Genomic DNA, 13632 nt, shown 5'->3' with positions numbered 1-13632 from the left:
ACGGTCCACCACTATGGAGCACCGCAAACCGGCCGGTAGGTCAGCGGTGCGGCGAGCGGCGCCGCGGGGTGGTGCGAGGAGGCGGGCGGATGGTTCGGGCTGACGGGGCTGACGGGGCTGACGGGGCTGACAGCACCGGAGCATGGGACGTGGCGACGTCCGGGGCCTCCATGCCGGAGGGCGCGAGCGGCATGGGAGTCGCGAGCGGCTCGGGCCCCGGCGCCATGGGAACGGCGGACCCGTCCGACACCCGGCTCACCGAGCTCCTCAGAGCGGACACCGCGACCTCCTACCAGGCTCTGCAGGACCTCCGCGCCCGCCACCGGCCCTCGGTCCTCGCCTACGCACGGCTGTGCACCACCAGCGAACCGGCCGCGCGCCAGCTGGCCGGGCAGACCTTCACCCTCGCGGCCCGTCAGACCGCGCACGGCACCGATCCGGGCCTCCCTTGGCGGCACCGGCTCCTGCTGCTGACCGCCCGGCTGGCCATGTCCTGGGCCAGGGACGAGCGGGCGGCGGGTCTCGACCCGGGACTGCTCCTCGTCATGAACACCGCCGGTCCGCACGGCCCCGTCCCGCCCATGCTCGCGGCGTACCAGTCCCTCCCGTCCCGTATCCAGGGCCTGCTCTGGTACGGGGTCGTGGAGCACGAGCCGGAGGAAGGGACGGCGACGTTCCTCGGGCTCAGACGCGAGGACGTGGTGTACGGCACCGAGCAGGCCCTCACCGCGATGAGCCAGTCCTGCCTGAGGTCCCGTCTGGCCGTCTCCGACGATCCGCACTGCGGCGATTTCCGGCGGCTGATCGAGGAGTCGGTACGGCCCGACAACCCTCGCCACAGCGCCGACATGCACGCTCATATGGCGCACTGCGGGCACTGCACGGCCGCCTACGAGGAGCTCATCGCGCTGCGGGACACCCCCCGTACCGTCCTGGCCGAGGGGCTGCTGCCCTGGGGCGGCACGGCGTACGCCATGGACAGCGCGAGCGAACACCCGTCCAACGCTCCCGCGACGGGGACCACTTGGCCGCCGCGCCGCCGCTTCGCACTGGCCACGGTCGCCCTCGGTCTGGCCCTGGCGCCGCTGCTCGTCTTCATGCTGTCCTCGGGCGGACCACGGGAGCAGCGTGCGGCGAGCTCGTCCGTCAGCCCGCCCGCCGCTCCGCCCGCGGTGACGGTCACGGCCACGGTCTCGGTGAGCCCCACCGCGTCGCCGTCGCCCTCACCCACTCCTACGCCGTCCGCCAAGTCGCCCTCGCCGACGAGGAGTTCGCAGCCGCCGAAACCGACGCCGACCCCCACGGCACACGCACCGGACGGCACGTACGCCCAGGTCGTGAACGCCTCCACGGGCCGTTGCCTGGACGTGGACGGCTACTTCGACGACGGCACGGACGTCGTCACCGAGCCGTGCCGCTCGTCCCCCACCCAGTTGTGGCGTGTCGACACCTCACGCGGCGTGCTCCAGTCCTACGCGGACGCCGACTTCTGCCTGGACAGCCGCGGCTCCGTGGACAGGGGAGTCGGCATCTGGGGGTGCGACTCGGTGTACGGGCGCAATGGCGACAACCTGCGGTTCAGCGTCGACGCCGACGGCGCGATCCGCCCGGCCATCGCCCTCGACACCGCGCTCACCCCCGACGGCCGCCACGGCCTTTCGCTGCAGCCACTGAGCGGGGGCCCTGAACAGCGGTGGCTGGCGGGGGCGTCCTGACAGGGCCCGGCCGTCGGATGTGCGCGGGCCGTCAGGCGCCCCGCACTCCCCGCCGCCACACCTCGGCGACGAGGGGCACCCCGGGCCGGTAGGCGAGGTGGACATGGCTCGGGGCGTCGAGGATCGCCAGGTCCGCGTAGGCGCCCGGGGCGATGCGGCCGATGTCCCTGCGGCGCAGGGCGCGCGCCCCTCCCGCCGTGGCCGACCAGACCGCCTCGTCGGGGGTCATGCCCATGTCCCGTACGGCCAGCGCGATGCAGAACGGCACCGAGGACGTGAACGACGAACCCGGGTTGCAGTCGGTCGACAGGGCCACCGTCGCGCCCGCGTCCAGCAGGCGGCGCGCGTCGGGCCACTCGGCACGGGTCGAGAACTCGGCGCCGGGCAGGAGCGTGGCGACCGTTTCGCCGTTCGCGAGCGCGTCCACGTCGGCGTCCGTCAGATGCGTGCAGTGGTCGGCGCTGGCCGCGTCGAGTTCGACGGCGAGCTGTACGCCGGGGCCGTACGACAGCTGGTTGGCGTGGACGCGTGGGTGCAGGCCCTTGCGCTTGCCCGCGGTGAGGACGGCGCGGGCCTGGTCGCCGTCGAAGGCGCCCTTCTCGCAGAAGACGTCGATCCACCGGGCGTGCGGCGCGCACGCTTCCAGCATCTCTCCGGTGACCAGGGCGACATAGCCGGCGGGGTCGTCGGCGTAGTCCGGGGAGACGATGTGGGCGCCGAGGAAGGTGACCTCGTCGGTGTGCGCGGACGCGATGCGCAGGGCCCGTGCCTCGTCCTCGACCGTCAGGCCGTAGCCGGACTTCGTCTCGAAGGTGGTGGTGCCCTGGCGGAGCGCCTCGGAGAGGTAACGGACGAGGTTCGCCTCGAGCTCCGCGTCCGTCGCCGCCCGGGTCGCGGCGACCGTGGTGCGGATGCCGCCCGCCGAGTAGCTGCGGCCCGACATGCGGGCGTTGAACTCCTGGGTGCGGTCGCCCGCGAAGACGAGGTGCGAGTGGGAGTCCACGAAGCCCGGGATCACCGCCCGTCCCTCGGCGTCGACCCGGTTGTCAGTGGCGGGTGCTTTGCTTGATTCACCGGTCCAGACGACGCGGTCGCCGTCGATGACGACGGCCGCGTCCTGGATGAGTCCGAGGGGAGAAGTGTCGCCGAGGGAGGGATCGTTGGTGACCAGGCTGGCGATGTTGGTGATGACCGTGCTGCTCATGGTGTCCTCGTGGGTGGCCGGTCCGGTGGTGGGCGTCAGGCGCGCAGGGCTTCGACGGCGTCCGCCAGTGCCCTCGGCACGTCGGGGACGAGCGTGTGTGCCCCGTCGCGTACGACATGCCGGCCCCCGACGACCGTATGGCGCACATCCGCCGCCGTCGCGGCGAATACGGCCGTCTCGGCGCCGTGCCGCGGCGACGGTCCCGCGGTCCTGACCGAGTCGAGCGCGATCGTCGTGAAGTCGGCGAGCGCTCCGGGCTCCAGGATGCCCGCGTCCGCCCAGCCGAGCGCCGCGTGCCCGTCGGCGGAGGCCGCCCGCAGGAGTGCCTCCGCCGTCCAATGACCGCGGGTGCGGCTGCGCAGGCGCTCGTTCAGCTCCATCGCCCGCGCCTCTTCGAGCAGATCGATGACGGCGTGGCTGTCGGAGCCCAGGCTGAGCGGGGAGCCTGCCGCGTGCAGGGCCACGGCGGGCCCGATTCCGTCGGCGAGGTCCCGCTCGGTGGTCGGGCACATGCAGGTGCCGGTGCCGGTGGAGCCGATCAGCCGGATGTCCTCGTCCGTGAGGTGGGTGTTGTGGACGCCGGTGGTGCGCGGTCCGAGGACACCGTGGTCGGCGAGGAGACGGGTCGGGGTGCGGCCGTGGGCCGCCTGGCAGGCGTCGTTCTCCGCCGTCTGCTCGGACAGATGCACATGGAGCGGGGCCCGCCGCTCCTCGGCCCAGCGTGCCACCGTGGCCAGCTGCCCGGCGGGCACGGCGCGTACCGAGTGGATGGCGGCGCCGATCCGCGCGTGATCACGTTCCTTGAGATCTGAACAGCGTTCCGCCCAGGCTTCCGCGGTGCCGTCGGAGAAGCGGCGCTGGTGGGCGTTCGGCGGCTCACCGAAGCCGGAGGAGAGATAGGCGGTGTCCAGGAGGGTGATGCGGATGCCGGCCTCGGCGGCGGCGTCGACGAGGGCCTCGCCCATGGCGTTGGGGTCGGAGTAGGGGGTGCCGTCCGGGGCGTGGTGCACATAGTGGAACTCGCCGACGGAGGTGACCCCGGCCAGTGCCATCTCCGCGTACACGGCACGGGCGAGCTCGCGGTACGTCTCGGGAGTCAGCCGCTCGGCGACGGAGTACATGACCTCCCGCCAGGTCCAGAAGGTGCCGGAGCCGACCTGGGTCCTGCCGCGCAGGGCGCGGTGGAAGGCGTGCGAATGGGCGTTGGCGAGCCCGGGGAGGGTGAGTCCCCTCAGGATCTCGGCGCCCGGGGGCGGGGTGGGGACACCGGTGCGGACGGCGGCGATGCGGCCGTCCGCGGCCTCGACGCAGACGCCGGGTTCGACGTAGGTGTCGAGCCAGGCATGCTCCAGCCAGTAGGTGCACGTGCGCTGAGTCGGTGTCACCTGCACACCAGCCCTTCCAGTACGTCGGCGAGCGCCCTCACCCCGGCCAGGCAGTCGTCCTCGGCGGCGTGTTCTGCCGGGGAGTGCGAGATGCCGGTGGGGTTGCGCACGAACAGCATGGCGGTCGGGATGCTCCCGGACAGGATTCCGGCGTCGTGTCCTGCACCGGTGCCCAGGACGGGCACGGTGAGGCCGGGGGCCGTTTCCTTGCCGAGGATGCGGACCAGTTCGTCGCGCAGAGCGTGATCGAACTCGACGACGGGTGTGAACGACTCGCGCGCCACATCGAGGTCGACGCCGTGCCGCTCCGCGTACTCGCGGGCCGCCTTCTCGATGCCGCCGACGACGGTGTCGAGACCGTCCTGTCCGGGGGCCCGGGAGTCGAGCCAGCCGCGGACGAGCGAGGGGATGGCATTGACCCCGTTGGGCTCGACGGCGATCTTGCCGAAGGTGGCCACGGCACCGGCCAGCTCGGCCTCGCGCCGGGCGGCGAGGACGGTCTCGGCGTAGGGCAGCATGGGGTCGCGCCGGTCGGTGAGCCGGGTCGTGCCCGCGTGGTTGGCCTCGCCCCGGAAGTCGAAGCGCCACCGCCCGTGCGGCCAGATGGCGCTGGCCACACCCACCTGGTCTCCGCTCAGATCGAGGGCGCGGCCCTGCTCGACGTGGAGTTCCACGAACGCGCCGATACGGCCGAGCCGCTCGGGGTCGGGGCCGATGGCGTCGGGGTCGTATCCCGCGGCCTCCATGGCCCGCGGCAGTGTGACGCCGTCGCCGTCGGTCAGCCGGTGCGCCTGCTCGCGGGTGAGCTGTCCGGCCGTCAGTCGCGAGCCGACACAGGCGAGCCCGAACCGGGCGCCTTCCTCGTCCCCGAAGTTGACCACGGCCAGCGGCCTGCGGAACTCGGTGCCCCGCGCCCTCAGCTCGTCCAGGGCGGCGAAGGAGGACACGACACCGAGGGGCCCGTCGAAGGCGCCGCCGTCGGGGACGGAGTCCAGATGGGAGCCGGTGACGACGGCGTCCCCGGCGGCGGGGTCACCGAGCCAGGCCCACTGGTTGCCGTTGCGGTCGACCTCATGGGTGAGGCCCCGTGCGCGGGCCTGCTCCTCGAACCAGGCCCGGCACTCGGCGTCGGCGGCCGTCCAGGCGAAGCGCCGGTAGCCGCCGGAGTCGGAGCTGCGGCCGACCGGCAGCAGCTCCGACCACATGCTGTGGAAGGTCACGCGTCGTCACCCTCGCGCATCGGGACGCGGACGCCCCGGTCCTGCGCCACCGACTCCGCGATGTCGTAGCCGGCGTCGACGTGCCGGATGACGCCCATGCCGGGGTCGTTGGTCAGGACCCGCCGGACCTTCTCCCCGGCCAGCTTGGTGCCGTCGGCCACGGTCACCTGCCCGGCGTGGATGGAGCGGCCCATGCCGACACCGCCGCCGTGGTGGATGGACACCCACGACGCACCCGACGCCACGTTCACCATGGCGTTGAGCAGCGGCCAGTCCGCGATGGCGTCCGAGCCGTCTAGCATCGCCTCGGTCTCGCGGTACGGGGAGGCGACGGAGCCGCAGTCGAGGTGGTCGCGGCCGATGACGATCGGCGCGGACAGCTCACCGGCGGCGACCATGTCGTTGAACCGCTCACCGGCCTTGTCCCGCTCGCCGTAGCCGAGCCAGCAGATACGGGCGGGCAGGCCCTGGAAGTGGACGCGCTCGCCGGCCATCTTGATCCAGCGCGCGAGGGACTCGTTCTGCGGGAAGAGGTCGAGGATCGCCCGGTCGGTCTTGGCGATGTCGGCCGGGTCGCCGGACAGCGCCGCCCAGCGGAAGGGGCCCTTGCCCTCGCAGAACAGCGGCCGGATGTAGGCGGGCACGAAGCCCGGGAAGGCGAACGCGCGGTCGTAACCCGCCAGCTGGGCCTCACCGCGGATCGAGTTGCCGTAGTCGAAGACCTCGGCACCGGCGTCCATGAAGCCGACCATCGCCTCCACGTGCCGGGCCATCGACTCACGGGAGCGCGTGGTGAAACCGGCCGGGTCCTTGGCCGCGTAGGAGGCCATGTCCTCGAAGTCGACGCCTGTCGGCAGATACGCCAGCGGGTCGTGGGCCGAGGTCTGGTCGGTGACGATGTCGATGGGGGCGCCCATGGCGAGCAGCTGGGGGAGGAGGTCGGCGGCGTTGCCGAGGACTCCGATCGACAGCGGTACGCGCCGGTCGCGGGCGTCCGCGGCCAGCTGGAGGGCGTGCTCCAGGGAGTCCGCCTTGACGTCCAGGTACCGGTGCTCGATACGGCGTTCGATGGCCCGGGGGTCGCAGTCGATGCAGATCGCGACGCCGTCGTTCATGGTGACGGCGAGCGGCTGGGCACCGCCCATGCCGCCGAGCCCGGCCGTCAAGGTGATGGTTCCGGCCAGGGAGCCGCCGAACTTCTTCGCGGCGACGGCGGCGAAGGTCTCGTAGGTGCCCTGGAGGATGCCCTGGGTGCCGATGTAGATCCAGGACCCGGCGGTCATCTGCCCGTACATGGTCAGGCCGAGGGCCTCCAGGCGGCGGAACTCCTCCCAGTTGGCCCAGTCGCCGACGAGGTTGGAGTTGGCGAGCAGGACGCGCGGCGCCCATTCGTGGGTCTGCATGACGCCGACGGGACGGCCGGACTGGACGAGCATCGTCTCGTCCTGCTTGAGGGTCTTCAGCGTGCGCACCATCGCGTCGAAGGAGCGCCAGTCACGCGCGGCCTTGCCGGTGCCGCCGTAGACGACGAGCTTGTCGGGGTGCTCGGCGACCTCGGGGTCCAGGTTGTTCTGCAGCATGCGCAGAGCGGCTTCCTGCTGCCAGCCCAGGGCGCTCAGTTCCGTGCCGCGTGACGCTCGGACGGGGCGGGGTCCTGACATGGGCTGCCTCCTGGTGGACGGCCGCACGCTGCCGGGGGCGCGCGGGGACTGTTGCAGTGGTTATTCACATCCTGACCACCTGAATAGAACTAGTCAATACGTTCTTGCGTAAGCGCGTCGGACGTGGGGGTGTTTGGCTGAATACATGACCGCAGAAAGGCACACGGGGACGGGGGACGCGGTGGACAGCAGGGGCGCATGGGGCGCGTGGGGCTCCAGGACAGGTCATACGAGCGGCCCCGGCGACGCCGAGCGGGTGGCCCGCCGCGACGACGCCGTGCGCGGTGCCGTCGAACAGGGACTGCTGGGGCCGACGGCGCCGATCGCCGGACTCCTGGACGTCGTCGGGATCCGGGAGGCGGCGGCCGGCCTGCGGGCGGCCTTCGAGGCGGTGGTCGCGCCGGGCACACCCGTGCTGCACGCCTTCGCGGTGAAGGCGACACCGCTGGTCCCGGTGCTGCGCCTGCTGCGGGACGCGGGCATCGGCGCGGAGGTGGCGAGTCCCGGGGAACTGGCCCTGGCCAGGGCGGCCGGGGTGGCGCCGGAACAAACGGTGCTGGACGCGCCCGCCAAGACCCCCGAGGAGCTGCGCGAGGCCCTGGCGCTGGGCGTCGCCGTCAACGCGGACAACCCGCAGGAACTGGAGCGGCTCGACGCCCTCCTGCGCACCACGAAGACCTCCTCCGCCCTCGGGGTCAGGGTGAATCCGCAGCTCGGGTCCGGCGCCATCGAGGCGCTGTCCACGGCGACCGCCACGTCCAAGTTCGGGGTGGCGCTGCGGGACGAGGGAGCGCGCGCGTGGCTGATCCGCGCCTGTTCCGAGCGGCCCTGGCTGACCCGGCTGCACGCGCATTCCGGTTCGCAGGGGATGCCGCTCTCCCTGATGACACGGGGCATAGCCGAGGTCCACGCGCTCGCCGAGGAGATCAACAAGACGGTCGGACGGCGCCAGATCGACACCATCGACATCGGCGGCGGGCTGCCGGTCAACTTCGCCTCGGACGCGACGGCGCCGACGTACGCGCAGTACGCGCGGCTGCTGTCGGAGGCGGTGCCCGGACTGTTCAGCGGGCGCTACGGACTGGTCACCGAGTTCGGGCGGTCACTGCTCGCCAAGCAGGGGACGGTGGTGGCGAGGGTGGAGTACGCCAAGCGCGCGGGCGGCCGGGCCGTAGCCGTCACCCACGCGGGCGTACAGGTCGCGACCCGCACGGTGTACGCGCCCGCGTCCTGGCCCCTGCGGATCGCGGCGTACGACGCCAAGGGACGCCCGAAGGAGGGGCCCGAAGCGGTGCAGGACGTGGCCGGACCGGCGTGTTTCGCGGGTGACCTGCTGGCCTCGGCACGCAAACTGCCGCTCCTGGAGCAGGGCGACCTCGTGGCGGCACTGGACACCGGGGCGTACTACTTCGCGCACCACTACGCCTACAACTCCCTCGCCCGGCCGGGAGTGTACGGCTACGCGCCGGACGGCCACGGCGGGATCCGGTTCGCCATCGTGCGGGAGCCGCAGAGCCTGGAGGAGATCGTGGCGGAATCGGGCGGAGAGCACACGGGCGCGCTGACGGCGCTCTGAGAGGGCCCCCGGCGCCCCGGGAGGCGCGCACGCCCTCCCCGGGCGCCGTACCTCACCCGCACGCCGCCGCATATGCGCAGGCCAGCAGGCTGAAGCACATACGGCCTCATCAGGCCCCCAAACAGGGACAGCCGACCAACGTTAGCGGCTCGGCGCATGTTCCACCGGAAAATGCCCCGATCCCCCACTCGCCGCACACACGTTGCGTAACGTCTGCGTCACTCAGCCGTACCCGAGGCGGGAGGGGAGCCACGGTGCCCGGAATCGACGAGTGCCTGCTGGAAGCCATGCGACTGCCCGGTGCCCGGGGCGCCGCGGTGGTCGACTGGACCAGCGGGCTCGCCCTGGGCACGGTCGGGGACTCACCCGGCGGTGACCACGAGACGACCGCGGCGGAAGCCGCCGAACTGGCCCGGCTGGCCGCCGAGCACCGGGCGTTCGCCCCGGAGGGCGACGCCGACTGGTCCATCGACGCCTGCCCGGTCGAAGACCTGATCATCGCCAACCGCGACAGCTACCACCTGCTGCGGTTCGTCCCGACGACTTTCGACAGCAGTGTCTTCCTGCACCTGTGGCTGGCCCGCACGGAAGGCAATCTCGCCCTCGCCCGCATCCGGCTGGGCGAGATGGCCGGACGGCTGGTGCTGGTATGACGACCGTGAGAACACCTCCCCCGCCCCCGCTGCCCGTACGGCAGCGGACCGAGATCCCGAGCGGCGGGCTCTCCCCCATGCTCAGCAGGCTCGCCGCCGAGCGGGCCACGGGTGTGCTGATGCGCGACGGCGGCATGCTCCACCTCGCCGACGGCCATGTGGTGTACGCCGAGAGCCCCGCGACCCCGGGCCTCGACGCCCTCCTCATGGCGCGCGGCGCGATCGCCGAGGACGGCTGGCGGGAGGCGGTCGCGAACGCGGGGGGACGGCGGCTGGTGGGGCGGTTCCTCGTGGACAGCGGCCGGATCGGCCAGGGCGCGCTGGAGCTGTGCCATCTCGGGGCACTGTACGACGCGGCGTACTTCGTCCTCGGCCCGAGCACCGCCCCGGCCCGCTTCCGGTACGGCGACGCCCACTGGCTCGGCCCCGTACGCCCGGTGCACGTGGCCGCGGTGGAGCGGGAGACACTCCGCCGCCGCGATCTCCTGGACCGCATCTGGCCCGATCCCGCGGCCGACGAGGCCCCCCTCGTGCGCACCGGGCTGGCTGAGGGCCCGAGGGTCTCCCCCCGTCAGGGCGAGGTCCTCGACCGGGTCGACGGGGTCCGGACGGCGACGGACATCTCGCGCGAGCTGGGCCGCCCCGCGTTCCACACGCTGGTGGACGTACGGCGCCTGGCCGCGGCCGGTGTCGTGTCGGCCCGCGTGCCCGTGGCCGCGCCCCCGGACGCCGTCGGCGTCGGCGTCCCCGTCCCCGCGGCGGAGCTGCCGCCGTTCACCGACCCCCACGTCACGTTGCTGAAGAGGCTGAGGGATGCGCTGGAGGCCCTTTGACCGGCTCGAACGGCCAAGCCCGGCCGAGGAGAGGAGGCCCTTGATGGAAGCGGAGCCCGAGGTGCTCGACGAACTCCGCCGCCTGCGATCCCGCATCCCTCAGCTCAGCGGCGCCCTCGCAGCCAGCGTCGACGGACTGGTCCTCGCCCAGGACACCCCCGGCGTCGAACCGGAAGGCGTCGCCGCCCTGACCGCCGCCGCGCTGGGCGTCGCCATGAGGCTGGCGGACGCGACGGGCCAGGGCGAGTTCCGTGAACTGCTCGTCCGCGGCGTCCATGGCTATGTGGCCACCTACGCGGCGGGCCGCAGCGCGGTGCTCACCCTGCTGGCGCGCGACCGCGTCAACGTCGGCCGACTGCACCTGGAGGGCCGCCGCTCCGGCTCCCGCATCGGGGAACTGGTCGACGCCATCGTCGCCAGGCCCGCGCCGTTGCCCGCGCCGCGCCCCGCCGGCCTCACCCCAAGGACCTCCACCTGGCCCGCTCCCATGCGGACCCGCACCCCGCGCACTCCCGCGAGCCCTCAACCGGCCGCGGACTCGCGCACCACCACGGAAAGTTGAAAGGACACACCACCAAATGGCCAACACCGAGACCACGCTGAAAGAAGCACTCGCCCAGATCGAGGGGGCGACCGCGGCGGCGCTCGTCGACTACACCAGCGGAATGGCGCTGGGCACGCTGGGCGGCAGCAAGAGCTTCGACCTCACGGTCGCGGCGGCGGGCAACACCGACGTCGTGCGGGCCAAGCTGCGCACCATGGAACACCTCGGGCTCAAGGGCCAGATCGAGGACATCCTGATCACCCTGAGCGACCAGTACCACCTGATCCGGCTGCTCACCGGCCGCGGTGGCAACGGTCTGTTCCTCTACCTGGTACTGGACGCCAAGCGCGCGAACCTGGCGATGGCGCGCCACCAGCTGAAGAAGATCGAGGAGGACCTCGAGGTCTGACCCTTCCGGCCCTCAGGCACCCTCACGCCCCGCGCGCCGGAGCTGAGGGGCAGGACCGGAGCTAGACCAACGCGGCGGTACGGCGGCGCGCCCCACCCGGGGCCGCGTCGCCTGCCGCGACGCCGGTGCTGCGATACCCCTTCACCGGCCTGCCCGCGGGCGCGCCACCGCGGCTGCCGAGCCAGTCGACGCGCACCCACAGCAGCACCTCACCGGACCCCTCGCGCCGGCCGATCCGTGCGGCCTTCAGCCACAGTCCCGCGCCGGCCCCGGCGAGCAGCATGCCACCTGCGGCGGGCGCCACGAAGGAGACGGCGAGCGCGGCGGCGAAGGCGGCGAGCAGCCACCAGCGATGGCCGCGCCGCCAGGTCCGGACGGTGACCGCCCGGTCCTGGAGCACATCGTGCTTGCCCGCGCGGGATGCCCCGCGCACGAGAGCCGAGTAACGCTTACGGCGAGCGAAGGCGACGACGAGGGCCGCGACGACGAAGAGTACGGCCCCGGCCAGGACGCCGGTCGGCCGTCCGGTCAGTCCCGGGGCGAGCATCCCGACACCGGCCGCGAACAGTCCGAGCCACCACAGCGGTGCGGCACCTGCCCGTACGACGACTGCCACCCGTGCCAGTCCCTGTCCTCCGCGTACCACGCTCGGCCTTCCGTCCCACTCGCCGTCCTTCTCGGTGCGGCGCACCGGTGCGCGCAGGCTAACGAGCGAATCTGAGACCAGTCTGAAAAGCGACACAGGCAGGGCCGTCCACAGGTGAGCGACCGGACGCGTCCGGCGGCGCTACTCCACGAACAGCCCCCGGGCCGCGGCCCTTGCGTCGAACTCCTCCAGCCGGGCCTGGGCGTCCGGCAGGTCGTCGCACATCGCCTCCAGCAGGACCCGGCCGAGCAGCATCGGTGCGCAGGCCGTGTCGAAGGCGAGCCCTGTGCCCACGGCGGCCGGGAGCAGCAGGTCGGAGACCTTCGCCACCGGGGCGAAGGCCGAGTCGGAGACCGTGACCACGGTCAGGCCCGTCTTACGCGCGTACGCCAGCGCGTCCACGACCTCACGCGGATGCCGCGGCAGCGCGAAGCACAGCAGAGCGCTCGCCCCCGCCCGCACGGCCGCGTCGATACGGTCGTGGAGCATCGAACCGCCCTCGTTGAGCAGCCGTACGTCTGGGTGGACCTTCACCCCGAAGTACGCGAAGCCGTACGCCTGGGAGGCCGCGGCTCGCAGACCGAGGACGGGCAGCGGGCGCGAGGCGGCGAGGAGCCGCCCGGCCCTCTGCACCGGCTCGGGGTCGGACAGCAGCTCCGCGAGATGCTTCAGGTTCTCGATCTCGGCTTCCACGGCCTGCTGGTACTCGTTGTGCGTCCCGGTCTCCGGGGGTTGTTCCGCGGGGGCGACCTCGCGCAGGTGCTTGCGCAGAGCGGGGTAGCCGTCGAAGCCGAGGGCGACCGCGAAGCGGGTCACGGACGGCTGGCTGACCCCGGCGAGTTCGGCCAGTTCCACGCTCGACAGGAACGGCACGTCGGCCGCCTTGCGCACCATGCTGTGCGCGATACGCCGCTGGGTCGGCGTGAGCCGGTGCCCCTCGAAGAGTGCCTGCAACCGTGCCGCAGGGCTGTCGGTCACGCTCATGACGTACTCCCCCTCCAGGTGTCGGTGTACCGGGCGCCGCGCCCGCACGCCCTCGGGCGCGAGCCGGCCAACAGACGGTACGCATGGCACGCGCGCGGTGTCTGACGCGCGGACCTCTCCCGACCCGGGCACCGGATCATCGAGCACCTATTCAAACACCAAGGCGCCTGCATGGCGATATGCAATCCGGATGTGCGCAGGCCCGGCACGGGCCCGCCCCAGAACAAAGAGGGGGGCTACCCCCAGTGATGCTGGAGTCGCGGCTCCCTAACGTGGGACGCATGACCGGAATGGACACACGGGACGGCGACCTCAAGAAGGAACTCGACGCCACCCTGGGGACCCGCAGGGAACTGGGCGAGGAGTACGAGTCGGCGCTGGTCGACTCCTTCCTCGAGAAGGTCGACCGGCGCATCGACGACACGATCGACCGGCGGGTGCGGAGACAGCTGGCCGAACAGCAGACAGCGGTGGCCCGTGCCGCCAAGTCCCCGCAGGCGACCGACTCCTGGGGCGAGCGCTTCGGCTTCGGCATCGTGTCCCTGGTGCTGGCGGTCCCGCTGTCGGCGATCGGCGCCACGGTCTGCGGCCTGCCGGGCCTGCTGATCAGCTGGGTGGGCATCGTCGGTGTGAACGTCGCCCAGGTCGCCCGTATCAGCCCGGGCATACTCGGCCGCGGCCGGAAGTCCTCGGGGGACACCGACTGAGAGGGCCGAGCCGAGCCGAGCGCTCCGGGGGAGGTGTGCGCGGGGACCGCCGCACCCCCGTTGCCGGGGGGCGGGACGACGGCGGTCCCCGCGAG

At 72.7% G+C, this 13632-nt stretch carries 13 protein-coding genes; 7 read left to right on the top strand and 6 right to left on the bottom strand.

All coding sequences use genetic code 11. The annotated features are described in order from the left end of the window. The first annotated feature begins 191 nt into the window (after window positions 1-191). Window positions 192-1715, top strand: coding sequence for an RICIN domain-containing protein (locus tag ABZ845_RS07795; RefSeq protein WP_360974469.1), 1524 nt, complete (start codon window positions 192-194; stop codon window positions 1713-1715). Window positions 1716-1746: 31 nt separating this feature from the next. Here ABZ845_RS07795 and hutI read toward each other — a convergent pair whose 3' ends face one another. The 4 genes from hutI to hutU are packed head-to-tail and all read right to left on the bottom strand — an operon-like array spanning window position 1747 to window position 7185. Further along, window positions 1747-2919: an imidazolonepropionase gene (hutI, locus tag ABZ845_RS07790; RefSeq protein WP_360974311.1), complete on the bottom strand. Its 1173-nt coding sequence runs from the start codon at window positions 2917-2919 to the stop codon at window positions 1747-1749. 35 nt (window positions 2920-2954) lie between these two features. Continuing rightward, a complete protein-coding gene (locus ABZ845_RS07785) occupies window positions 2955-4304 on the bottom strand; it encodes a formimidoylglutamate deiminase (RefSeq protein WP_360974308.1) in 1350 nt (449 codons plus the stop codon). Next, window positions 4301-5524, bottom strand: coding sequence for an allantoate amidohydrolase (locus tag ABZ845_RS07780; RefSeq protein ID WP_360974306.1), 1224 nt, complete (start codon window positions 5522-5524; stop codon window positions 4301-4303). Before ABZ845_RS07780 ends, ABZ845_RS07785 begins: the two co-directional genes overlap by 4 nt. Beyond that, window positions 5521-7185: a urocanate hydratase gene (hutU, locus tag ABZ845_RS07775; protein WP_360974303.1), complete on the bottom strand. Its 1665-nt coding sequence runs from the start codon at window positions 7183-7185 to the stop codon at window positions 5521-5523. The genes ABZ845_RS07780 and hutU overlap by 4 nt, the downstream gene beginning before the upstream one ends. A gap of 145 nt (window positions 7186-7330) precedes the next feature. Between hutU and ABZ845_RS07770 the strand changes: the two genes are divergently transcribed. The 5 genes from ABZ845_RS07770 to ABZ845_RS07750 all read left to right on the top strand — a co-directional run bounded on the left by ABZ845_RS07770 (window position 7331) and on the right by ABZ845_RS07750 (window position 11200). Next, window positions 7331-8761, top strand: coding sequence for a diaminopimelate decarboxylase (locus ABZ845_RS07770; RefSeq protein ID WP_360974300.1), 1431 nt, complete (start codon window positions 7331-7333; stop codon window positions 8759-8761). A gap of 254 nt (window positions 8762-9015) precedes the next feature. Further along, window positions 9016-9414: a hypothetical protein gene (locus ABZ845_RS07765; RefSeq protein ID WP_360974297.1), complete on the top strand. Its 399-nt coding sequence runs from the start codon at window positions 9016-9018 to the stop codon at window positions 9412-9414. Next, window positions 9411-10247, top strand: coding sequence for a transcriptional regulator (locus tag ABZ845_RS07760; protein ID WP_360974294.1), 837 nt, complete (start codon window positions 9411-9413; stop codon window positions 10245-10247). Before ABZ845_RS07765 ends, ABZ845_RS07760 begins: the two co-directional genes overlap by 4 nt. A 43-nt stretch (window positions 10248-10290) precedes the next feature. Continuing rightward, entirely contained in the window at window positions 10291-10809 is a 519-nt protein-coding gene (locus ABZ845_RS07755; protein WP_360974291.1) for a roadblock/LC7 domain-containing protein, read from the top strand. Between the two features lie 16 nt (window positions 10810-10825). Next, a complete protein-coding gene (locus ABZ845_RS07750; protein WP_360974288.1) occupies window positions 10826-11200 on the top strand; it encodes a hypothetical protein in 375 nt (124 codons plus the stop codon). Between the two features lie 61 nt (window positions 11201-11261). On the opposite strand, the gene ABZ845_RS07745 is transcribed toward ABZ845_RS07750, so the two are convergent. Together ABZ845_RS07745 and ABZ845_RS07740 are read right to left on the bottom strand one after the other, a co-directional pair. After that, window positions 11262-11846, bottom strand: a complete 585-nt coding sequence (locus tag ABZ845_RS07745) for a hypothetical protein (RefSeq protein WP_360974466.1) — start codon at window positions 11844-11846, stop codon at window positions 11262-11264. 141 nt (window positions 11847-11987) lie between these two features. Next, the gene (locus tag ABZ845_RS07740; protein ID WP_360974285.1) at window positions 11988-12830 is read right to left on the bottom strand and encodes a MurR/RpiR family transcriptional regulator; all 843 of its coding nucleotides are present in this window, start codon (window positions 12828-12830) and stop codon (window positions 11988-11990) included. Between the two features lie 281 nt (window positions 12831-13111). On the opposite strand from ABZ845_RS07740, the gene ABZ845_RS07735 reads away from it, so the two are divergent. Beyond that, window positions 13112-13537 carry a hypothetical protein gene (locus tag ABZ845_RS07735; RefSeq protein ID WP_360974282.1) on the top strand — a complete coding sequence of 142 codons (426 nt, stop codon included), beginning with the start codon at window positions 13112-13114 and terminating at the stop codon, window positions 13535-13537. The last annotated feature ends 95 nt before the right edge of the window (window positions 13538-13632 follow it).

The organism is Streptomyces sp. NPDC047022 (assembly GCF_040644155.1).
Classification (GTDB): Bacteria; Actinomycetota; Actinomycetes; order Streptomycetales; family Streptomycetaceae; genus Streptomyces.
The sequence above is the reverse complement of the archived record's forward strand: the minus strand, read 5'-3'. Positions and strand labels throughout refer to the sequence as shown.